The sequence below is a fragment of the Streptomyces sp. AA4 genome (assembly GCF_000158875.1).
Taxonomy (GTDB): domain Bacteria; phylum Actinomycetota; class Actinomycetes; order Mycobacteriales; family Pseudonocardiaceae; genus Amycolatopsis.
In genome coordinates, this window is the sequence record NZ_GG657746.1 from 1,241,874 (window position 1) to 1,255,850 (window position 13,977).

A 13,977-nucleotide genomic window follows, 5' to 3' on the forward strand; every position below is an offset into this window, starting at 1 on the left:
AGGGCGGTTTCGGCTGAGGTCGGCTGGGCAACGGCGGGACTCGGTGAGCGGCGCATTGCCGGGTAGCCGAGGATGTTCGGGGCGAGTCGAGTGAGGAGTGGTGTCGCGCGTGGTTGAGGACGTTCGGGCGCTTCTGGCGGATGCTTCTGCGTACTACCGCGACAGCCCGAGGGCTTCGGCGTTGCTGGGGGAAGCGCTTGACCATCTCGACGAGCCGCTCCGGGTGGGCATCGGAGGGGCTGCGGGCACGGGGAAATCGACGTTGACCGCCGCGTTGGGGGACTGGCCGACGCGGGCGTTGCGCGATCTGGAGTTTCTCGACGCGCCGCACCCGTCGACGCTCACCGACGCCTCCGTACAGCTGCTACGTCACCTTGAACCCGACCACTTGGCGACGTTGCGTCCGACAGCGCCTTCGGCGTTCGCGCGACAGACGGCCGTCGACACGATCCTTGTGCTGGCGCGCGCGGACGAGACCGGCGCTGGGCGAATCGACGCACTGCTTACCGCGAAGCAGATAGCGCGGCGCGCGTGGCGCGAAGACCCGCTGTGCAGCGGATTCCAAGGCGTGATCGCGGTGGCGGCGCAGCTTGCGTACGGGGCGCGCGCGTTCACTGATGACGAGTTCGAACTTCTCGCGGCCTTCGCGGCTGTACCGCGTGAGGAGTTGGAGCGGTATCTGCTGTCGGTCGACACCTTTACTGATCCAGCGTTTCCGGGACCAGTGTCGGTCGAGACGCGACGGTCGTTGGTAGTGCGCTTCGGGTTGTTCGGAGTGAAGCTGGCACTCACGTTGATCCGTACGGGCTGTGACGACCGCGTGAAGCTGTCGGCGGAACTGGTGCGGCGTAGCGGTCTTGGCGAGCTTCGCGACACTATCGCGGGTTGTTTCGCCGCGCGTGCGGACGCGTTGCGTGCGCGGACGGCGTTGATTCGGTTGGAGACCGTGCTGAACGCGGAGCCGCGACCGCACAGTGATCGGCTTGCGGCGCGGGTCGAGCGGTTTTCGGCCAGTGCGCACGACTTCCGTGAGTTGCGGTTGATCGCGGACATTCGCGGCGGGCGGACGGCGTTGGCGGGGGAGTCCGCGGAGGAGGCCGTGCGGTTGCTGGGCGCGGAGGGGACCGCGTCGGAGGAGCGGCTGGGGCTCGCGGAGGGTACGGATCCGCGCGAGATGTACGAAGCCGGGCTCGACGCGGTGATGCGGTGGCGGCACGAGGCGGAGCGGCCGGACCGCGCGTTGGCGGACCGGGCCGCGGCGCAGGTTGTGGTGCGCAGTGCGGAAGGGTTGCTGGCGCAGTTCGTGTGACCGGGGCGAAAGCCCAACCCGCAGAGCCTCAGGCGTTGCCCAGCACCCGTCCGATGGTGAGTTCCAAGACCACTCGCTGCGGGTTTTCCCGCGGCTGCCGGTACCGCTGGGCGTAACGCTCCTCGGCGTCGCGGACTGAAGCGGCATCGTCGAGGAGACGGATCCGGCCTTCCATCGTGGACCAAGTCCGGCCCTCGAACTGGCACACCGCGGCAGCCAGCCCAGCGTCTCCAGCGGCGCGGATAAGGCGCGCCTTGTACGAGGTCCCGGAGGCGATCACGCGGGCGATGCCCTGCTCGAAGTCGACCGTCACGCCCACCGCGACCACGTGCGGCGTCCCGTTGGGCCGGACCGTCGTGAGCGACGCGAGCCGTCGTTCGGTCCAGAACTGGCGGAGGCTCTCGTCGGGTGTCATGTCCGCACGCTAGACGAGACAGAAATTCAACTGCTTGTTGACCTCTTTAACAACCAGTTGTAGCGTCCCGCGGAACCAACGACGTCCTGGAGGGTCCGCATGTCGGCGCTTCGTTCCCGTGCCTGGCAGGCCGCTGTGCTCGGCGGTCTGCTCGCGTTCGCTACTGCCTGTGGAGGGGGTCCCGACGGGGCCGGCGGCGGGCAGCCGCAGAAGCCGAGCGCTGTTCCGGACAACACCGCGTTGCTCGGGTCGATCAAGGCCGACCCGCAGCTCGCCGGAGCGTTGCCGCCGGCGGTGGCGCAGGCCAAGACATTGCGGCTGGCGTCCAACATCCAGTCGGCGCCGAACAACTTCTACGCCGCGGACGGCAAGACGCCGATCGGCTACGAGGTCGATCTCGCCAAGGCCGTCGGGGCGAAGCTCGGGGTGACCGTCGCCTACCAGGACCTGGCGTTCGGTTCGCTGATCACGAGCCTGCAGTCCGGCCGCGTCGACCTGACCATGGCCGCGATGAACGACACCAAGGAACGCCAGCAGCAGATCGACTTCGTCGACTACTTCTCGTCCGGCATCACGATCATGATCCGCAAGGGCAACCCGGACGGCATCACCGGGCCGGACACGTTGTGCGGCAAGAACGTGGCGGTCGTGCAGGGCACCAGCCACCAGAAGTTCGCCACCGCGCAGAGCGCGAAATGCACCCAGGCGGGCAAGCCGGCGATCACGGTCACCGCGACCGACAGCGACAACCAGAACCAGAATCAGCTGCGGACCGGTCGCGTCGCGGCGATTCTCAACGACCTGCCGAGCGCGGTCTACATTTCGCGCACCGCGGGCGACGGCAAGTTCTTCGAGGTCGTGCCCGGCCAGCCGATCGAGGGCGGGCCGTACGGGATGGGCTTCGCGAAGAACAACTCGAAGCTGCGCGACGCCGTCAAACAAGCGTTGCAGTCGCTCGTCGCGGACGGGACGTACGGCAAGATCCTGCAGTCCTGGGGCGTCGAGCAGGGCGCGATCAAGGAGGCGGCCGTCAATGGCGGAAGCTGAACCGCTGCCGATCGTCCGGCTGCGGCACTGGGGACGCTGGGTCAGCGCGGCGGTGATCGTCGCCCTGCTGGTGCTGCTGGGTTTCGCGCTCGCGCAGGCGCAGATCGAGTGGGGTTCGGTACCGGACTTCGTCTTCTACCGCGTGATGGCGCTCGGGCTGCTCAACACCGTCGTGCTGGCGGTGATCGCGCAGGCGATCGCGATCGTGCTCGGCGTCCTGATCGCGTTGCTGCGGCTGAGCGCCAACCCGGTCGCGAAGTGGTTCGCGGCGGCCTACATCTGGCTGTTCCGCGGGCTTCCGGTGCTGCTGCAGATCCTGATTTGGTACAACCTGGCGCTGATCTTCCCGACCGTCTCGATCCCGCTGCCCTTCTGCGGCTATCTCGTCCACGAGCCGACGAACGTGCTGATCAGCGCGTTCACCGCGGCATTGCTCGGGCTGGCGCTGAACGAGAGCGCGTACATGGCGGAGATCGTTCGTGCCGGGCTGACCAGCGTCGACGCAGGGCAGACCGAGGCGGCGAAGTCCATCGGCATGACGCCGGGCGCGACGTTGCGCCGGGTCGTTCTTCCGCAGGCGATGCGCGTGATCATCCCGCCGACCGGCAACGACTTCATCAACATGCTCAAGGGCACGTCGATGGCGTCGGTGATCGGCGTGACCGAGCTGATCCACGCGGCCAACAACATCTCGTCCAACAACCTGCTGGTGATGGAGACGCTCATCGCGGCGGCGATCTGGTACATGGTCGTGGTGACGGTGGCGGGCATCGGCCAGCACTACCTTGAACGTTCGTTCGGGGCGGCCGACCGGAGTCCGGTCGCGCGGGTCGGGAAGGCGTTCAAGGGGATGCCGCTGGTGAGGGGTGCGCGTGTCTGAACCGTTGCTGAAAGCTGTCGGGGTCCGCAAGAACTACGGGCACACCGAGGTGCTCAAGGGCATCGACCTGGAGGTCCGCAAAGGACAGGTGGTGTGCCTGCTCGGACCGTCGGGAGCGGGGAAGAGCACGTTTCTGCGCTGCCTCAACCATCTCGAGACGATCGACGGCGGCCAGGTCTGGGTGGACGGCGAGCCGATCGGGTTCAAGCTCCGCGGCGGCAAGCTGTACGAGCTGCGGGAGAAGGACGTCGCCCGGCAGCGCCGGGACATCGGCATGGTCTTCCAGCGCTTCAACCTGTTCGGGCACCGGACCGCGCTGGAGAACGTGGTCGAGGGACCGGTGCGGGTGCTCGGCGTGGACCCGGACAAGGCGCGGAAAGAGGCGCTGGACCTGCTCGACCGCGTCGGGCTCGCGGACCGGGCGGGCGCGTACCCGGGGCAGCTGTCCGGCGGGCAGCAGCAGCGCGTCGCGATCGCGCGGTCGCTGGCGATGAAGCCGAAGCTCATGCTGTTCGACGAGCCGACGTCCGCGCTGGACCCGGAGCTGGTCGGGGAGGTGCTCGCGGTGATGGGTACGTTGGCTCGGGAGGGGATGACGATGGTGGTCGTGACGCACGAGATGGCCTTCGCCGCGGAGGCCGCCGACGAGGTGGTCTTCCTCGCCGACGGCGCGGTGGTCGAAACGGGGCCGCCCGAACGCGTGCTGAAGTCCCCGGACCACGAGCGGACGCGGCAGTTCCTCGCGCGGGTCCTCTCGTGACCCGGATCCCGCCCCGGTACCTGCTCCAGTTCGACGAGCCCGCGGGCTACCTGGACTTCGCGCGGTTCGGGCCGCCGTCGCACATTGTCTTAGACACCACCGCGCGGCTGCTGGAGGCGACGACCAAGGCCGGTCCGTCCACTGTGGACGAGCTGATGCGGCAGGAGATCCGCGCGAAAGCGGCGGCCGCGCGGCTCTGCGGCAGCGACACCGACCACACCGTGCTGCTCCCGCACACCAGCCTCGGTCTGTTCCAGGCCGCGTTCAACAGCCACGGCGAAGTGCTCGTGTCGGCCGCGGAATTCCCGGCCAACACGTATCCGTGGGCGCGTGCCGAACAGGCCGGGCGGGTGCGGATGCGGCGGCTGGAAGGCGGTTACGTCACCGCCGACCGGCTCGCGGACGCGCTCACTCCGGAAACCGCTGTCGTTTCGGTGAGCGCGGTCGATTTCCGCACTGGCTACCGGGCCGATCTCGCCGCGCTGCGCGAGGTGGTCGGCGACCGGCTGCTGGTGGTCGACGGGATCCAGGGCTTCGGGGTGATCGACGCGCCGTGGGAAGTCGCCGACGTGCTCGTGGTCGGCGGGCAGAAGTGGTTGCGCGCGGGCTGGGGCACCGGATTCGCCGTGCTGTCCGACCGGGCGCTCGCGCGAATGGACCCGATCCTCTCCGGGTGGACCGGCGCGCGCGATCCCGGCTTGTTCGACAACGAGATCCACCCGGCCGACCCGACCGCGGCCAGCTGGTCGATCTCGAACCTCAGCCCGGTCACGTCCGGCGCCTTCGCGGCGGCGCTCGAACTGGTCGAGGAAACGGGCGTCGCGGCGATCGCGAACCGGATCGGCGAACGCGTCGGCGAACTCGAAGAAGTGCTGCGTTCGTTCGGTGCGGAGATCGTGTCGGCGACTGAGCGGCGGGCCGGGATTCTCGCGTTCTCGTTGCCGGACAAACCCGCGGAGCAGGTCGGGGCGGCGTTGACGGCGGCGGGGATCGCGGCGACGGTCCGTCCGGAACACGTCCGGTTGTCGCCGCACGCGTCGACCCCGGCGGCGGCTGCTGACCTGGTGCGGGATGCGTTGGAAACGCTGCTGCGGCCTCGCCGGGTCGTGCCGGTCGCGTCGGCTTCGGGCACGGCGACGCATGAGCTGCTCACCGCGCTGATTCCGGCGGTGGACGGGCTGGCGGCGATGCTCGGTCCGGGCAACGAGGTGCTGCTGCACGACCTGTCGAAGCTGCCGGATTCGATCGTCGCGATCGCGGGGAAGCTCACCGGCCGCTCGGTCGGCGGGCCGATGACGGATCTGCTGCTCGGGCTCGTCCGGCGGGGCACGACGCAGGATCTGACCAACTACCGCACGCACAGTCCGGACGGGCGCGAGATCCGTTCGTCCACGCTGTTTCTGCGCGACGCCGAGGGTACCGCGATCGGGTGTTTGTGCGTGAACAGCGAACTTCCGGCCGCGGCGCAGACGTCCGAGGAACGGAGGGAGGAGACGTTCCTGCCCGACGTCGACAGCCTGCAGCGGTTCCTCGTCGGACGCGCGATCGGGAAGTCCGGGATTCCGGTGGAGCTGATGAAGAAGCGGCACAAATCGGCGGTGGTGCGCGAGCTGGACGAGGCCGGGTACTTCCTGATCAAGGACGCGGTCGACCATCTGGCCGGGCAGCTCGAGGTGACGCGCTACACGATTTACAACTATCTCAATGAGATCCGGGCTGGGTAGCCGCTCCGCCGGGCTTGCGGCCAAGCCGGGGCGGGCGCTCAGTCCAGGAACTTCTCCACCGCGTCCGCAGCCGCGGCGATGCCGCCGTTGGCACGGAGTTCCGCACGCAGCTCGGCCAATCGCGCGGCCACGTCAGGCGAACTGCTGACCTCGTCGACGGCTTCGCGGAGGGACTGGGCGGTCACCTGCTCCGCGGGCAGATGTTTGCCGACCCCTAACGCCTCCAGTTGCGCGGCGTTGCCGAACTGGTCGACGGCCTGAGGAATGGCGACCGTCGGCACGCCGTACCACAGGGATTCCGTGCAACCGCCCATCCCGGCGTGCGTGATGAAGGCGGACGCGACGTCGAGGATCGCCAGCTGCGGCACCGTTTCGTGCACCTCGACCGACTCCGGCAGCGGGCCGAGGTCGTCCTTCGAGACGTGCTTGCCGACCGAGAGCACGACGTGCCAGTCCTCGAATTCGGTGATGCAGTGCCGGTAGATGTCGAGCTGGTCGTTGTACGCGGTGCCAAACGACACGAGCAGCACTGGTTTCCCGTCGGACGGCGGCGTCCAGTGCTCGGCGGCGCGCGCCGGGTCTAGGCACGGGCCGACGAACTGGACGCGGTCCTCCGGCACGCGGTCCGCGTTCGGCTGCATCGCGCGCGGGATCAGCGACAGGATCGGCACTGGTCGCGCGAGCCAGGTCCAGGCGTCTTCGGTGACGCCGTTTTGGGCCAGCCACTGAGTGAACGCTCGCTGGTAGTCCATTCCGGACGGTGACGTGCGGATCGGTTTGAGGACGTCGGCGAGTTCTTCTTCGTAGCCGTCCCAGGCGACGTAGGTGGGGGAGAGCTGCACCGCGGGCACGTCGTAGCGGAGGCCGAGCAGTGGGGCGCCGAGGCCGCCGATGTCGTAGAGCAGCAGGTCGGGCGGGTCCTGGTCGAAGGTTTCGAGCAGCTGCGGGTGGATCGCGACGGCCTCGTCGAGGAAAACGCGCATCGCTTCGGCCGGGTCCTCCGGCCATTCCGCGCCGGGACCGAGCGGGAAGATCGTGGGATGCGCGACGACGTCCGAGCCGGTCGCTGCGACCAGTTCGGCGAGCGGTTCGCCGACGACGTAGCTGACCCGGTGCCCGCGTCGCACGAGCTCGCGGATGATCCCCAGCGAGGGGTAGACGTGGCTCGGCGCGGAGCAGCCGACCATGACGAGGTGCTTGCCCATGAAGCGGAAGTGTCCTTTCCGGACGAGACGCGGTCCGGCACGCAGAGCGGGCGCCGCCTGGTGGCAGGCGGGCCGGAAAGTCGTGCCGGGATCAGGACTGGCGGCAGCGGGCAAAGATCGTCATGAAGCGGGACGGTAGTGCGGCTGGTTGCCAGGAGCAACCGGATTAGCCGACCCGGATTCCGCTTGGTGAACGACTCGGCATCACCCACTACTTTCCACCACAACCCACTTTGTGTTACAAAGTTGAAGACAGCGAACTGGGGGACGAGATGACGGAAGCGTTCAGGCTGACCGGCCTGGTGAAGCAGTTCAAGCAGGTCCGCGCGGTGGACGGCGTGTCGATGGCGGTGCGGCGGGGCGAGGTCGTCGCGTTGCTCGGGCCGAACGGTGCGGGCAAGTCGACCACTATCGACATGTTGCTCGGGCTTGCCTCGCCGGATGAGGGAAGCGTGCAAGTGTTCGGCGGGGCGCCTCGGGCGGCGCTCGACTCCGGGCGGCTCGCGGCGATGGTGCAGAACGGGTTCTTGCTCCGGGATGTCACGCCGGCCGAGCTGGTCGAGTTGCATCGGTCGATGTTCGAGAATCCCTTGCCCGCCAAGGAGGTTTACGCGCGGGCCGGGATCGGGGAGTTCGCCAAGCGGCGGTGCGGGAAGTTGTCCGGCGGGCAGCTCCAGCGGGTCCGGTACGCGCTCGCGCTCACGGGCGACCCGGAGTTGCTGGTTCTTGACGAGCCGACGGCGGCGTTGGACGTCGACGCTCGGCGCGAGTTCTGGGCGTCGATGCATGAGTTCACCGCGGAAGGGCGCACTGTCCTCTTCGCGACGCATTACCTCGCCGAGGCGGAGGACTACGCGGACCGCGTCGTGTTGATGCGGCACGGGAAGGTCGTCGCGGACGGGGCGGTCGACGAGGTGCGGGCGAATGTGTCCGGGCGGGTGATCAGGGCAGCGATACCGGGTGCCCGTGAGGAATCTCTGGCCGCACTCGCAGGGGTCGCCAGCGCACGCGTGCAGGGCGATCGCGCGGAACTGGGCTGCACCGACTCCGACCTGGCGATCCGGGCGTTGCTCGCGGAGTTTCCGCGGGCCAGCTCGATCGAGATCACCTCCGCGGGGCTGGAGGAAGCGTTCCTCGCCCTCACCTCCGACGAGCCGCAGGGAGCGCTCCGATGAACCTCGTCTACCTCCGCTTGGAGATCCTGCGCATCGTCCGCAGCCCGCAGTTCGCGTTGTTCACCATCGCGGTCCCGCTCGGCATGTTCCTGCTGTTCGGCGGGTTGTTCGGCGATCAGGTCGGGCCGGGCGGGATCAAGGCGAGCGTCACCACGATGATCAACATGGGCGCGTACGGCGCGATGAGCGGTGCGTTGTTCACCGGGACCCGCGTCGCGACCGAGCGGACGGACGGCTGGCAGCGGCAATTGCGGCTCACCCCGATGCGCGGGCCCGGCTATCTCGCGGTGAAGATCGCGTCCGCGATGGCGATGGCGTTGCCGGTGGTCGTGGTGATCTTCGTGGCCGGCGCGGTGCGCGGGGTGCAGCTCACCGCGGCGCAGTGGCTGCTCAGCGGGGTCTCGTTGTGGCTCGGCGCGCTCCCGTTCGCGGTGCTCGGGCTGCTGCTCGGCCTGTTCGGCAAGGGCGACACGGTGGGTGCGATGACCGGGGCGCTGATGCTGCCGCTCGGCGTGTTCGGCGGGTTGTGGATGCCGCTCGCGTTCCTGCCGGAATGGATGTCCGCGCTCGCGCGCTTCTTCCCTACGTACTGGCTCGGCCGCGTCGGCACGCTTCCGGTGGACCACGCCGGCGGGCTCGGTCTCGCGGTCGGCGTGCTGGCCGCGTGGCTGGTCGTGCCCGCGCTCGTGGTGGTGCGGCGGTTCCGGCTGGGCCCGGTGAAGGTCGCGTGACGTGTTAGCTTCCGTGCTGCATGCGGGGTCAGTACGGGGGAAGGGCGGTCCGGGGTGAACAACGACGCGGGGGACCCCGTCGAGGACGAGGGCGAGCCGCTGTCCGCGGCGGAGTCGCTCGAACTCATCGCCCTTCAGCACGAGCGGACGCGCCGGGAGCTGCGAGTCAGCCCGGCGCGTCTGCTCGGCGTCTGGGCGTTCACCTGGCTCTTCGGCTGGGGCCTCGTCTACCTCTCCGACGAGCGGTCGGCGGCGCTGCTGCCCGGCTGGGTCGCGGGCCTCGTCGTCGCGGTGCTCATGGCGGGCGCGATCGCCTATTCCGCTTGGCACGGCAGCAAACCCAGCCGGGGCATCCGCGGCCCGTCCCGGCGGATCGGCGCGATGTACGGCTGGTCGTGGGGGATCTCGTTCGCCGCGCTGTGCCTGATCGACATCCGGGTCACCAAACTCCTTCCCGAAGGCTCCGACCTCGTGCCGCTGCTGTGGTCGGGCACCTCGCTGCTGCTGACCGGCGCGCTCTACCTGGCGGGCGGGATGCTGTGGCAGGACCTGCGGCAGTACTTCCTCGGCGGCTGGATCATCGTGTGCGGCGGGGCGAGCGTCCTGGTCGGCGTGCCCGGCAACTTCCTCGTCCTCTCGCTCGCCGGCGGCGGCGGATTCGCGGTCGCGGCGCTGGTCTACGTGGTGCGGCCCCGTGACTGAGCTGCCGGAACTCGACCCCGTCATCCACGCCCAGGCGCGCCTGCGCGTCACGGTCGCGCTCGCCGGGCTGCGTCCGGCCGACCAGATCACGTTCCCGCGGCTGCAGCAGCTGCTGGAGATGACCGCGGGCAACCTCTCGACCCATCTGCGCAAGCTCGAGGACGCCGAGTACGTCGAGATCACCAAGGCTTACGAACACCGCACGCCGGTCACGCTGGTGCGGCTCACCAGCAAGGGCCGCGCCGCGTTCGAGACTTACACCAAGGCGTTGCAACGGCTCCTGGACGCCGGGACCTGAGATGTCTCGCTGGGTCGTGCACCTGGACCTCGACGCGTTCTACGCCTCCGCCGAGCAGCTCACCCGGCCGACGCTGCGCGGGCGCGCGGTCGTGGTCGGCGGAACCGGACACCGCGGCGTCGTCGCCGGGGCGAGCTACGAATCCCGCGAGTACGGCGTGCGTTCCGCGATGCCGATGTCGCAGGCTCGACGGCTCCTTCCGGCTGGTGGCGTCGTGCTGCCGCCGCGGTTCCGGTTGTACGAAATGCTGAGCAAGCAGGTTTTCGACGTCGTCAGCGAGGTCGCGCCGGTGCTGGAACGGATTTCCCTCGACGAGGCGTTCGCCGAACCGCCCGCGCTGGCCGGTGCTTCGGTCGAGCAGGTGACCGAGTGGGCCGAGAAACTGCGGACGCGGATCCGGGAAGAGACCGGGCTGACCGCGTCGATCGGGGCGGGGACAGGCAAGCAGGTCGCGAAAATCGGTTCGGACCGCGCGAAGCCGGACGGTCTGCTCGTCGTGCCGCCGGGGACCGAACGCGAGTTTCTGGCCCCGCTGCCGGTGCGCGCGTTGTGGGGGATTGGGCCGGTGGCGGAAGCGAAGTTGCGCACGATCGGCGTGCTTACCTTGGGCGAGCTGGCGGCGTTGCCCGAGCCGGACGCGGTGTCGACGCTCGGCGGCGTGGTCGGCCGCGACTTGCGACGGCTGGCGAGCGGATTCGACGACCGTCCGGTCGCGGAGCGCGGCGAGGCCAAACAGGTGAGTGCGGAGACGACCTTTGACGTCGACGTGGTCGATCTCGCCCGATTGCGGGCCGAGGTAAGGAAAATCGCGGCTGGCGCGCACGCTCGCCTGGTGAAGGCGGGTCGCGTCGCGCGCACTGTCGTGATCAAGCTGCGGCATACCGACATGAGCACGGTGACCCGCTCCGAGACCACCGCGTCGCCCACCGATGACCTCGAACAGCTTGCGGCTACCGCGGAACGGCTCCTGCTCGACCCGCAGGAGTTCGGCGGAGTGCGGCTCGCGGGCGTGGCGTTCAGCGGGCTTTCGGTGCCGCATCAGGACGCGTTGTTCAGCTTGACCGTGCCTGTGGCGACGGAGGAGCCGGTGGTCACTTCGGCGCCGTCGCCGGGCGGGAGCGCGCCCGTGTCGTCATCGGGGTGGCGGCCAGGCGACGACGTGGTGCACGCCGAGTTCGGCACGGGCTGGGTGCAGGGCGCGGGGCACGGCCGGGTGACCGTGCGGTTCGAGACGCGCACGTCCGGTCCCGGCGTCGCGCGGACGTTCGACCAGACCGATCCGGCGTTGACGCGCGGAGAACCCTCCGACTGCCTAGCCTGAGCATTTGGCCAGGTCACGACCGGGTTGTTAACCCACAAGGGTGATAAGGAAGGATGTGCCGGGCAGTCGGGCAAAGGGGATGATCATGACGAACACGCGCCGCGCCGCCGCCCTCGCCGGGGTCGCGCTGATGCTGGCGGCGTGTGGGAGCGAAGCCGCCCCGCACCGGTCCTCGGCCGGACCGTCGTCGTCTTCCTCGGCGGCCGCTTCGCCGGATTCGTTCACCGTCGTGGCGACCGGGGACGTGCTGATCCACCCGCGGCTCACCGACCAGGCCGAGGCGGACGGAGGCGGGAAAATCGACTACCGGCAGCTGTTCGCCGGGGTCAAACCGCTCGTGTCCGGCGCGGATCTGGGGATCTGCCATCTCGAAACGCCGCTCGCGCCGGAAGGCGGGCCGTACAGCGGATATCCGTCGTTCAGCGCGCCGCCGGAAATCGCGGACGCGTTGAAGGACACCGGATACGACACCTGTTCCACCGCGTCGAACCACACGCTCGACCAGGGCGCGGCGGGGGTGCAGCGGACGCTCGACAAACTCGACCGGACCGGGATCAAGCACACCGGTTCCGCGCGTTCGGCCGAGGAGGCGGGGAAACCGCTGATCCTGGACGTGCACGGGGTCAAGGTCGCGCAGCTGTCGTATTCGTTCGGGTTCAACGGGATCAAACGGCCGGCCGGGAAACCGTGGCTGGCCAACGAAATCGACCCCGGCGAGATCCTCTCCGCGGCGCGGGAGGCGAAGGCGGCCGGGGCGGAGGTCGTGATCGCGAGCCTGCACTGGGGAGTCGAGTACCAGCACGACGTGACCGCTGACCAGAAGCAGTTGGCGCAGAAGCTGACGGCGTCGCCGGATCTCGATCTGATCGTCGGGCATCACGCGCATGTGGTGCAGCCGTTCCAGAAGGTCGGCGGCAAGTGGGTGGCGTTCGGGCTCGGCAACGAGGTCGCGCGGCACGACGAACCTCGCGGGTCCACCGAGGAGGGCGTCGCGGCTCGGTTCCGGTTCAGCCGGGCCGGCGGGAAATGGACAGTGGACAAGGCGGAGTACGTGCCCACGTTGATCGACCTCGGGCCGCCGATCCGGTTGCGGGACCTCACGGCCGCACCGCCGAGCGAGCGCGGGAAGGAAGCGCTCGCGAACACCGATCAGGTGGTGCTTTCCCAGGGGGCGGGGGACGAAGGGCTGAGCCGGCCGGGGCGGTGACGGTCAGTGGTCCCGGCGGGTGATGAGTTCGGCGATCGCGGTCAGTTCGGCCGTCGCGCGCGGGGCGGGGTTGGCCGCGGTCAGGGCAGTCAGCGCGTCGGTGAGCAGTTCGTCGGCCTGGGCGTGGCTCCACGACCGGCCGCCGGCTTCGTCGACCAGCGCCGCGGCCTTGGCGAGGCAGTCGTCCGCGAGGGGCTGCCGGTACAGCATCGCCAGTTCCTGGCCGGCTGAGGTGCCGGAGGCGAGCGCCGCGACGACGGGGAGGGATTTCTTGCGGCTGCGCAGGTCCGAGTAGACCGGCTTGCCGGTGACCGCCGGGTCGCCCCAGATGCCGAGGAGGTCGTCGACGTGCTGGAAGGCCAGGCCCAGCGAGCGGCCGAAGCGGCCGAAACGTTCGACGTGCTCGCCGCGGCCTCCGACGACCAGCACGCCCAGCGTGCACGCCGCGCTCAGCAGGGCCGCTGTTTTGCCTTGGGCCATTCGGACGCATTCCGCCACTTCGACGTCGGTCCGTTGCTCGAACGCCAGGTCCTCGTGCTGACCGTGCAGCAGGTCCAGCACCGCGGTGCTCAGCAGGCGGGCGGCGGCCGGGCCGTCCGCGGACAGGACGTCGAAGGCCAGCGCCAGCAGGGAATCCCCGGCCAGCACCGCTTGGCCGGTGCCGAACACGGTCCACGCGGTGGGGCGGTGCCGCCGGGTGCGGTCGCCGTCCATCACGTCGTCGTGCAGCAGCGAGAAGTTGTGTGCCAGTTCGACGGCCACCGCCGCGGGAACGGCGTCTTCCGGGTCTCCGCCGCACGCCTCCGCGCACAGCAGGACCAGCGCGGGGCGCAGGGCTTTGCCGCCGGACGTGGTCGTCGCCGTTCCGGTTTCGTCCCACCAGCCGAGGTGGTAGCCGGCGATCCGGCGCATCGATACTGGCAGCCGGTCGACCGCCGCGCGCATCGCCGGTTCCCACCTGCTCCGGCTCCAGTCCAGCACCTCGGCCACGGAGCGGGCCCCGGTGCGGGCGTCCACGGTCGTCATCGTTCTCCCGCTTCCGGACGGGGCGCGGCGGCCACAGTGGACAGTGCGGAGGGGCTCGGGACGATCACTGCGAAACCACCTAACGTCGAAAACGCCGGAAGACAGCGCGAGCGGTTTTTCCGGAGAGGAATGCGAATCGTGAGCGGCGCCGCGCATCAACATAGCAAGGTGGATGTT

14 protein-coding genes are annotated in these 13,977 nt (G+C 69.4%); 11 read left to right on the top strand and 3 right to left on the bottom strand.

The genetic code is table 11. The features are described 5' to 3' along the window. Window positions 1-109 precede the first annotated feature (109 nt). Window positions 110-1,309 carry a GTPase gene (locus tag SSMG_RS05885; protein WP_037712698.1) on the top strand — a complete coding sequence of 400 codons (1,200 nt, stop codon included), beginning with the start codon at window positions 110-112 and terminating at the stop codon, window positions 1,307-1,309. Between the two features lie 28 nt (window positions 1,310-1,337). On the opposite strand, the gene SSMG_RS05890 is transcribed toward SSMG_RS05885, so the two are convergent. Next, on the bottom strand, window positions 1,338-1,724 hold the full coding sequence (locus SSMG_RS05890; protein ID WP_009073732.1) for a pyridoxamine 5'-phosphate oxidase family protein: 387 nt from the start codon (window positions 1,722-1,724) through the stop codon (window positions 1,338-1,340). 99 nt (window positions 1,725-1,823) lie between these two features. Between SSMG_RS05890 and SSMG_RS05895 the strand changes: the two genes are divergently transcribed. From SSMG_RS05895 to SSMG_RS05910, 4 genes are read left to right on the top strand one after another with little or no spacing between them, the layout of a single operon-like run. After that, window positions 1,824-2,771 carry an ABC transporter substrate-binding protein gene (locus SSMG_RS05895; protein ID WP_009073734.1) on the top strand — a complete coding sequence of 316 codons (948 nt, stop codon included), beginning with the start codon at window positions 1,824-1,826 and terminating at the stop codon, window positions 2,769-2,771. Next, window positions 2,758-3,651 (top strand): amino acid ABC transporter permease, encoded by an 894-nt coding sequence (locus tag SSMG_RS05900; protein WP_009073736.1) that lies wholly within the window; start codon window positions 2,758-2,760, stop codon window positions 3,649-3,651. The genes SSMG_RS05895 and SSMG_RS05900 overlap by 14 nt, the downstream gene beginning before the upstream one ends. Before the next feature lie 4 nt (window positions 3,652-3,655). Further along, window positions 3,656-4,411: an amino acid ABC transporter ATP-binding protein gene (locus tag SSMG_RS05905; RefSeq protein ID WP_199786163.1), complete on the top strand. Its 756-nt coding sequence runs from the start codon at window positions 3,656-3,658 to the stop codon at window positions 4,409-4,411. Beyond that, window positions 4,408-6,135: an aminotransferase class V-fold PLP-dependent enzyme gene (locus SSMG_RS05910; protein WP_009073739.1), complete on the top strand. Its 1,728-nt coding sequence runs from the start codon at window positions 4,408-4,410 to the stop codon at window positions 6,133-6,135. Before SSMG_RS05905 ends, SSMG_RS05910 begins: the two co-directional genes overlap by 4 nt. A gap of 38 nt (window positions 6,136-6,173) precedes the next feature. Here SSMG_RS05910 and SSMG_RS05915 read toward each other — a convergent pair whose 3' ends face one another. Beyond that, window positions 6,174-7,340 carry a macrolide family glycosyltransferase gene (locus tag SSMG_RS05915; RefSeq protein WP_009073741.1) on the bottom strand — a complete coding sequence of 389 codons (1,167 nt, stop codon included), beginning with the start codon at window positions 7,338-7,340 and terminating at the stop codon, window positions 6,174-6,176. A 272-nt stretch (window positions 7,341-7,612) separates the two neighbouring features. Between SSMG_RS05915 and SSMG_RS05920 the strand changes: the two genes are divergently transcribed. The 6 genes from SSMG_RS05920 to SSMG_RS05945 all read left to right on the top strand — a co-directional run bounded on the left by SSMG_RS05920 (window position 7,613) and on the right by SSMG_RS05945 (window position 12,774). Further along, window positions 7,613-8,515: an ABC transporter ATP-binding protein gene (locus tag SSMG_RS05920; protein ID WP_037712700.1), complete on the top strand. Its 903-nt coding sequence runs from the start codon at window positions 7,613-7,615 to the stop codon at window positions 8,513-8,515. Continuing rightward, window positions 8,512-9,246, top strand: a complete 735-nt coding sequence (locus SSMG_RS05925) for an ABC transporter permease (protein ID WP_009073745.1) — start codon at window positions 8,512-8,514, stop codon at window positions 9,244-9,246. Before SSMG_RS05920 ends, SSMG_RS05925 begins: the two co-directional genes overlap by 4 nt. 54 nt (window positions 9,247-9,300) lie before the next feature. Next, complete coding sequence (locus SSMG_RS05930; protein ID WP_009073747.1) at window positions 9,301-9,948, top strand: hypothetical protein; 648 nt, start codon at window positions 9,301-9,303, stop codon at window positions 9,946-9,948. Continuing rightward, entirely contained in the window at window positions 9,941-10,246 is a 306-nt protein-coding gene (locus SSMG_RS05935) for a transcriptional regulator (protein WP_009073749.1), read from the top strand. Before SSMG_RS05930 ends, SSMG_RS05935 begins: the two co-directional genes overlap by 8 nt. Window position 10,247: 1 nt before the next feature. Beyond that, the gene (locus SSMG_RS05940; RefSeq protein WP_009073751.1) at window positions 10,248-11,567 is read left to right on the top strand and encodes a DNA polymerase IV; all 1,320 of its coding nucleotides are present in this window, start codon (window positions 10,248-10,250) and stop codon (window positions 11,565-11,567) included. Window positions 11,568-11,652: 85 nt separating this feature from the next. Beyond that, on the top strand, window positions 11,653-12,774 hold the full coding sequence (locus tag SSMG_RS05945; protein WP_037716688.1) for a CapA family protein: 1,122 nt from the start codon (window positions 11,653-11,655) through the stop codon (window positions 12,772-12,774). Between the two features lie 3 nt (window positions 12,775-12,777). Here SSMG_RS05945 and SSMG_RS05950 read toward each other — a convergent pair whose 3' ends face one another. After that, window positions 12,778-13,800 carry a family 2 encapsulin nanocompartment cargo protein polyprenyl transferase gene (locus tag SSMG_RS05950; RefSeq protein ID WP_009073756.1) on the bottom strand — a complete coding sequence of 341 codons (1,023 nt, stop codon included), beginning with the start codon at window positions 13,798-13,800 and terminating at the stop codon, window positions 12,778-12,780. Window positions 13,801-13,977: the final 177 nt, after the last annotated feature.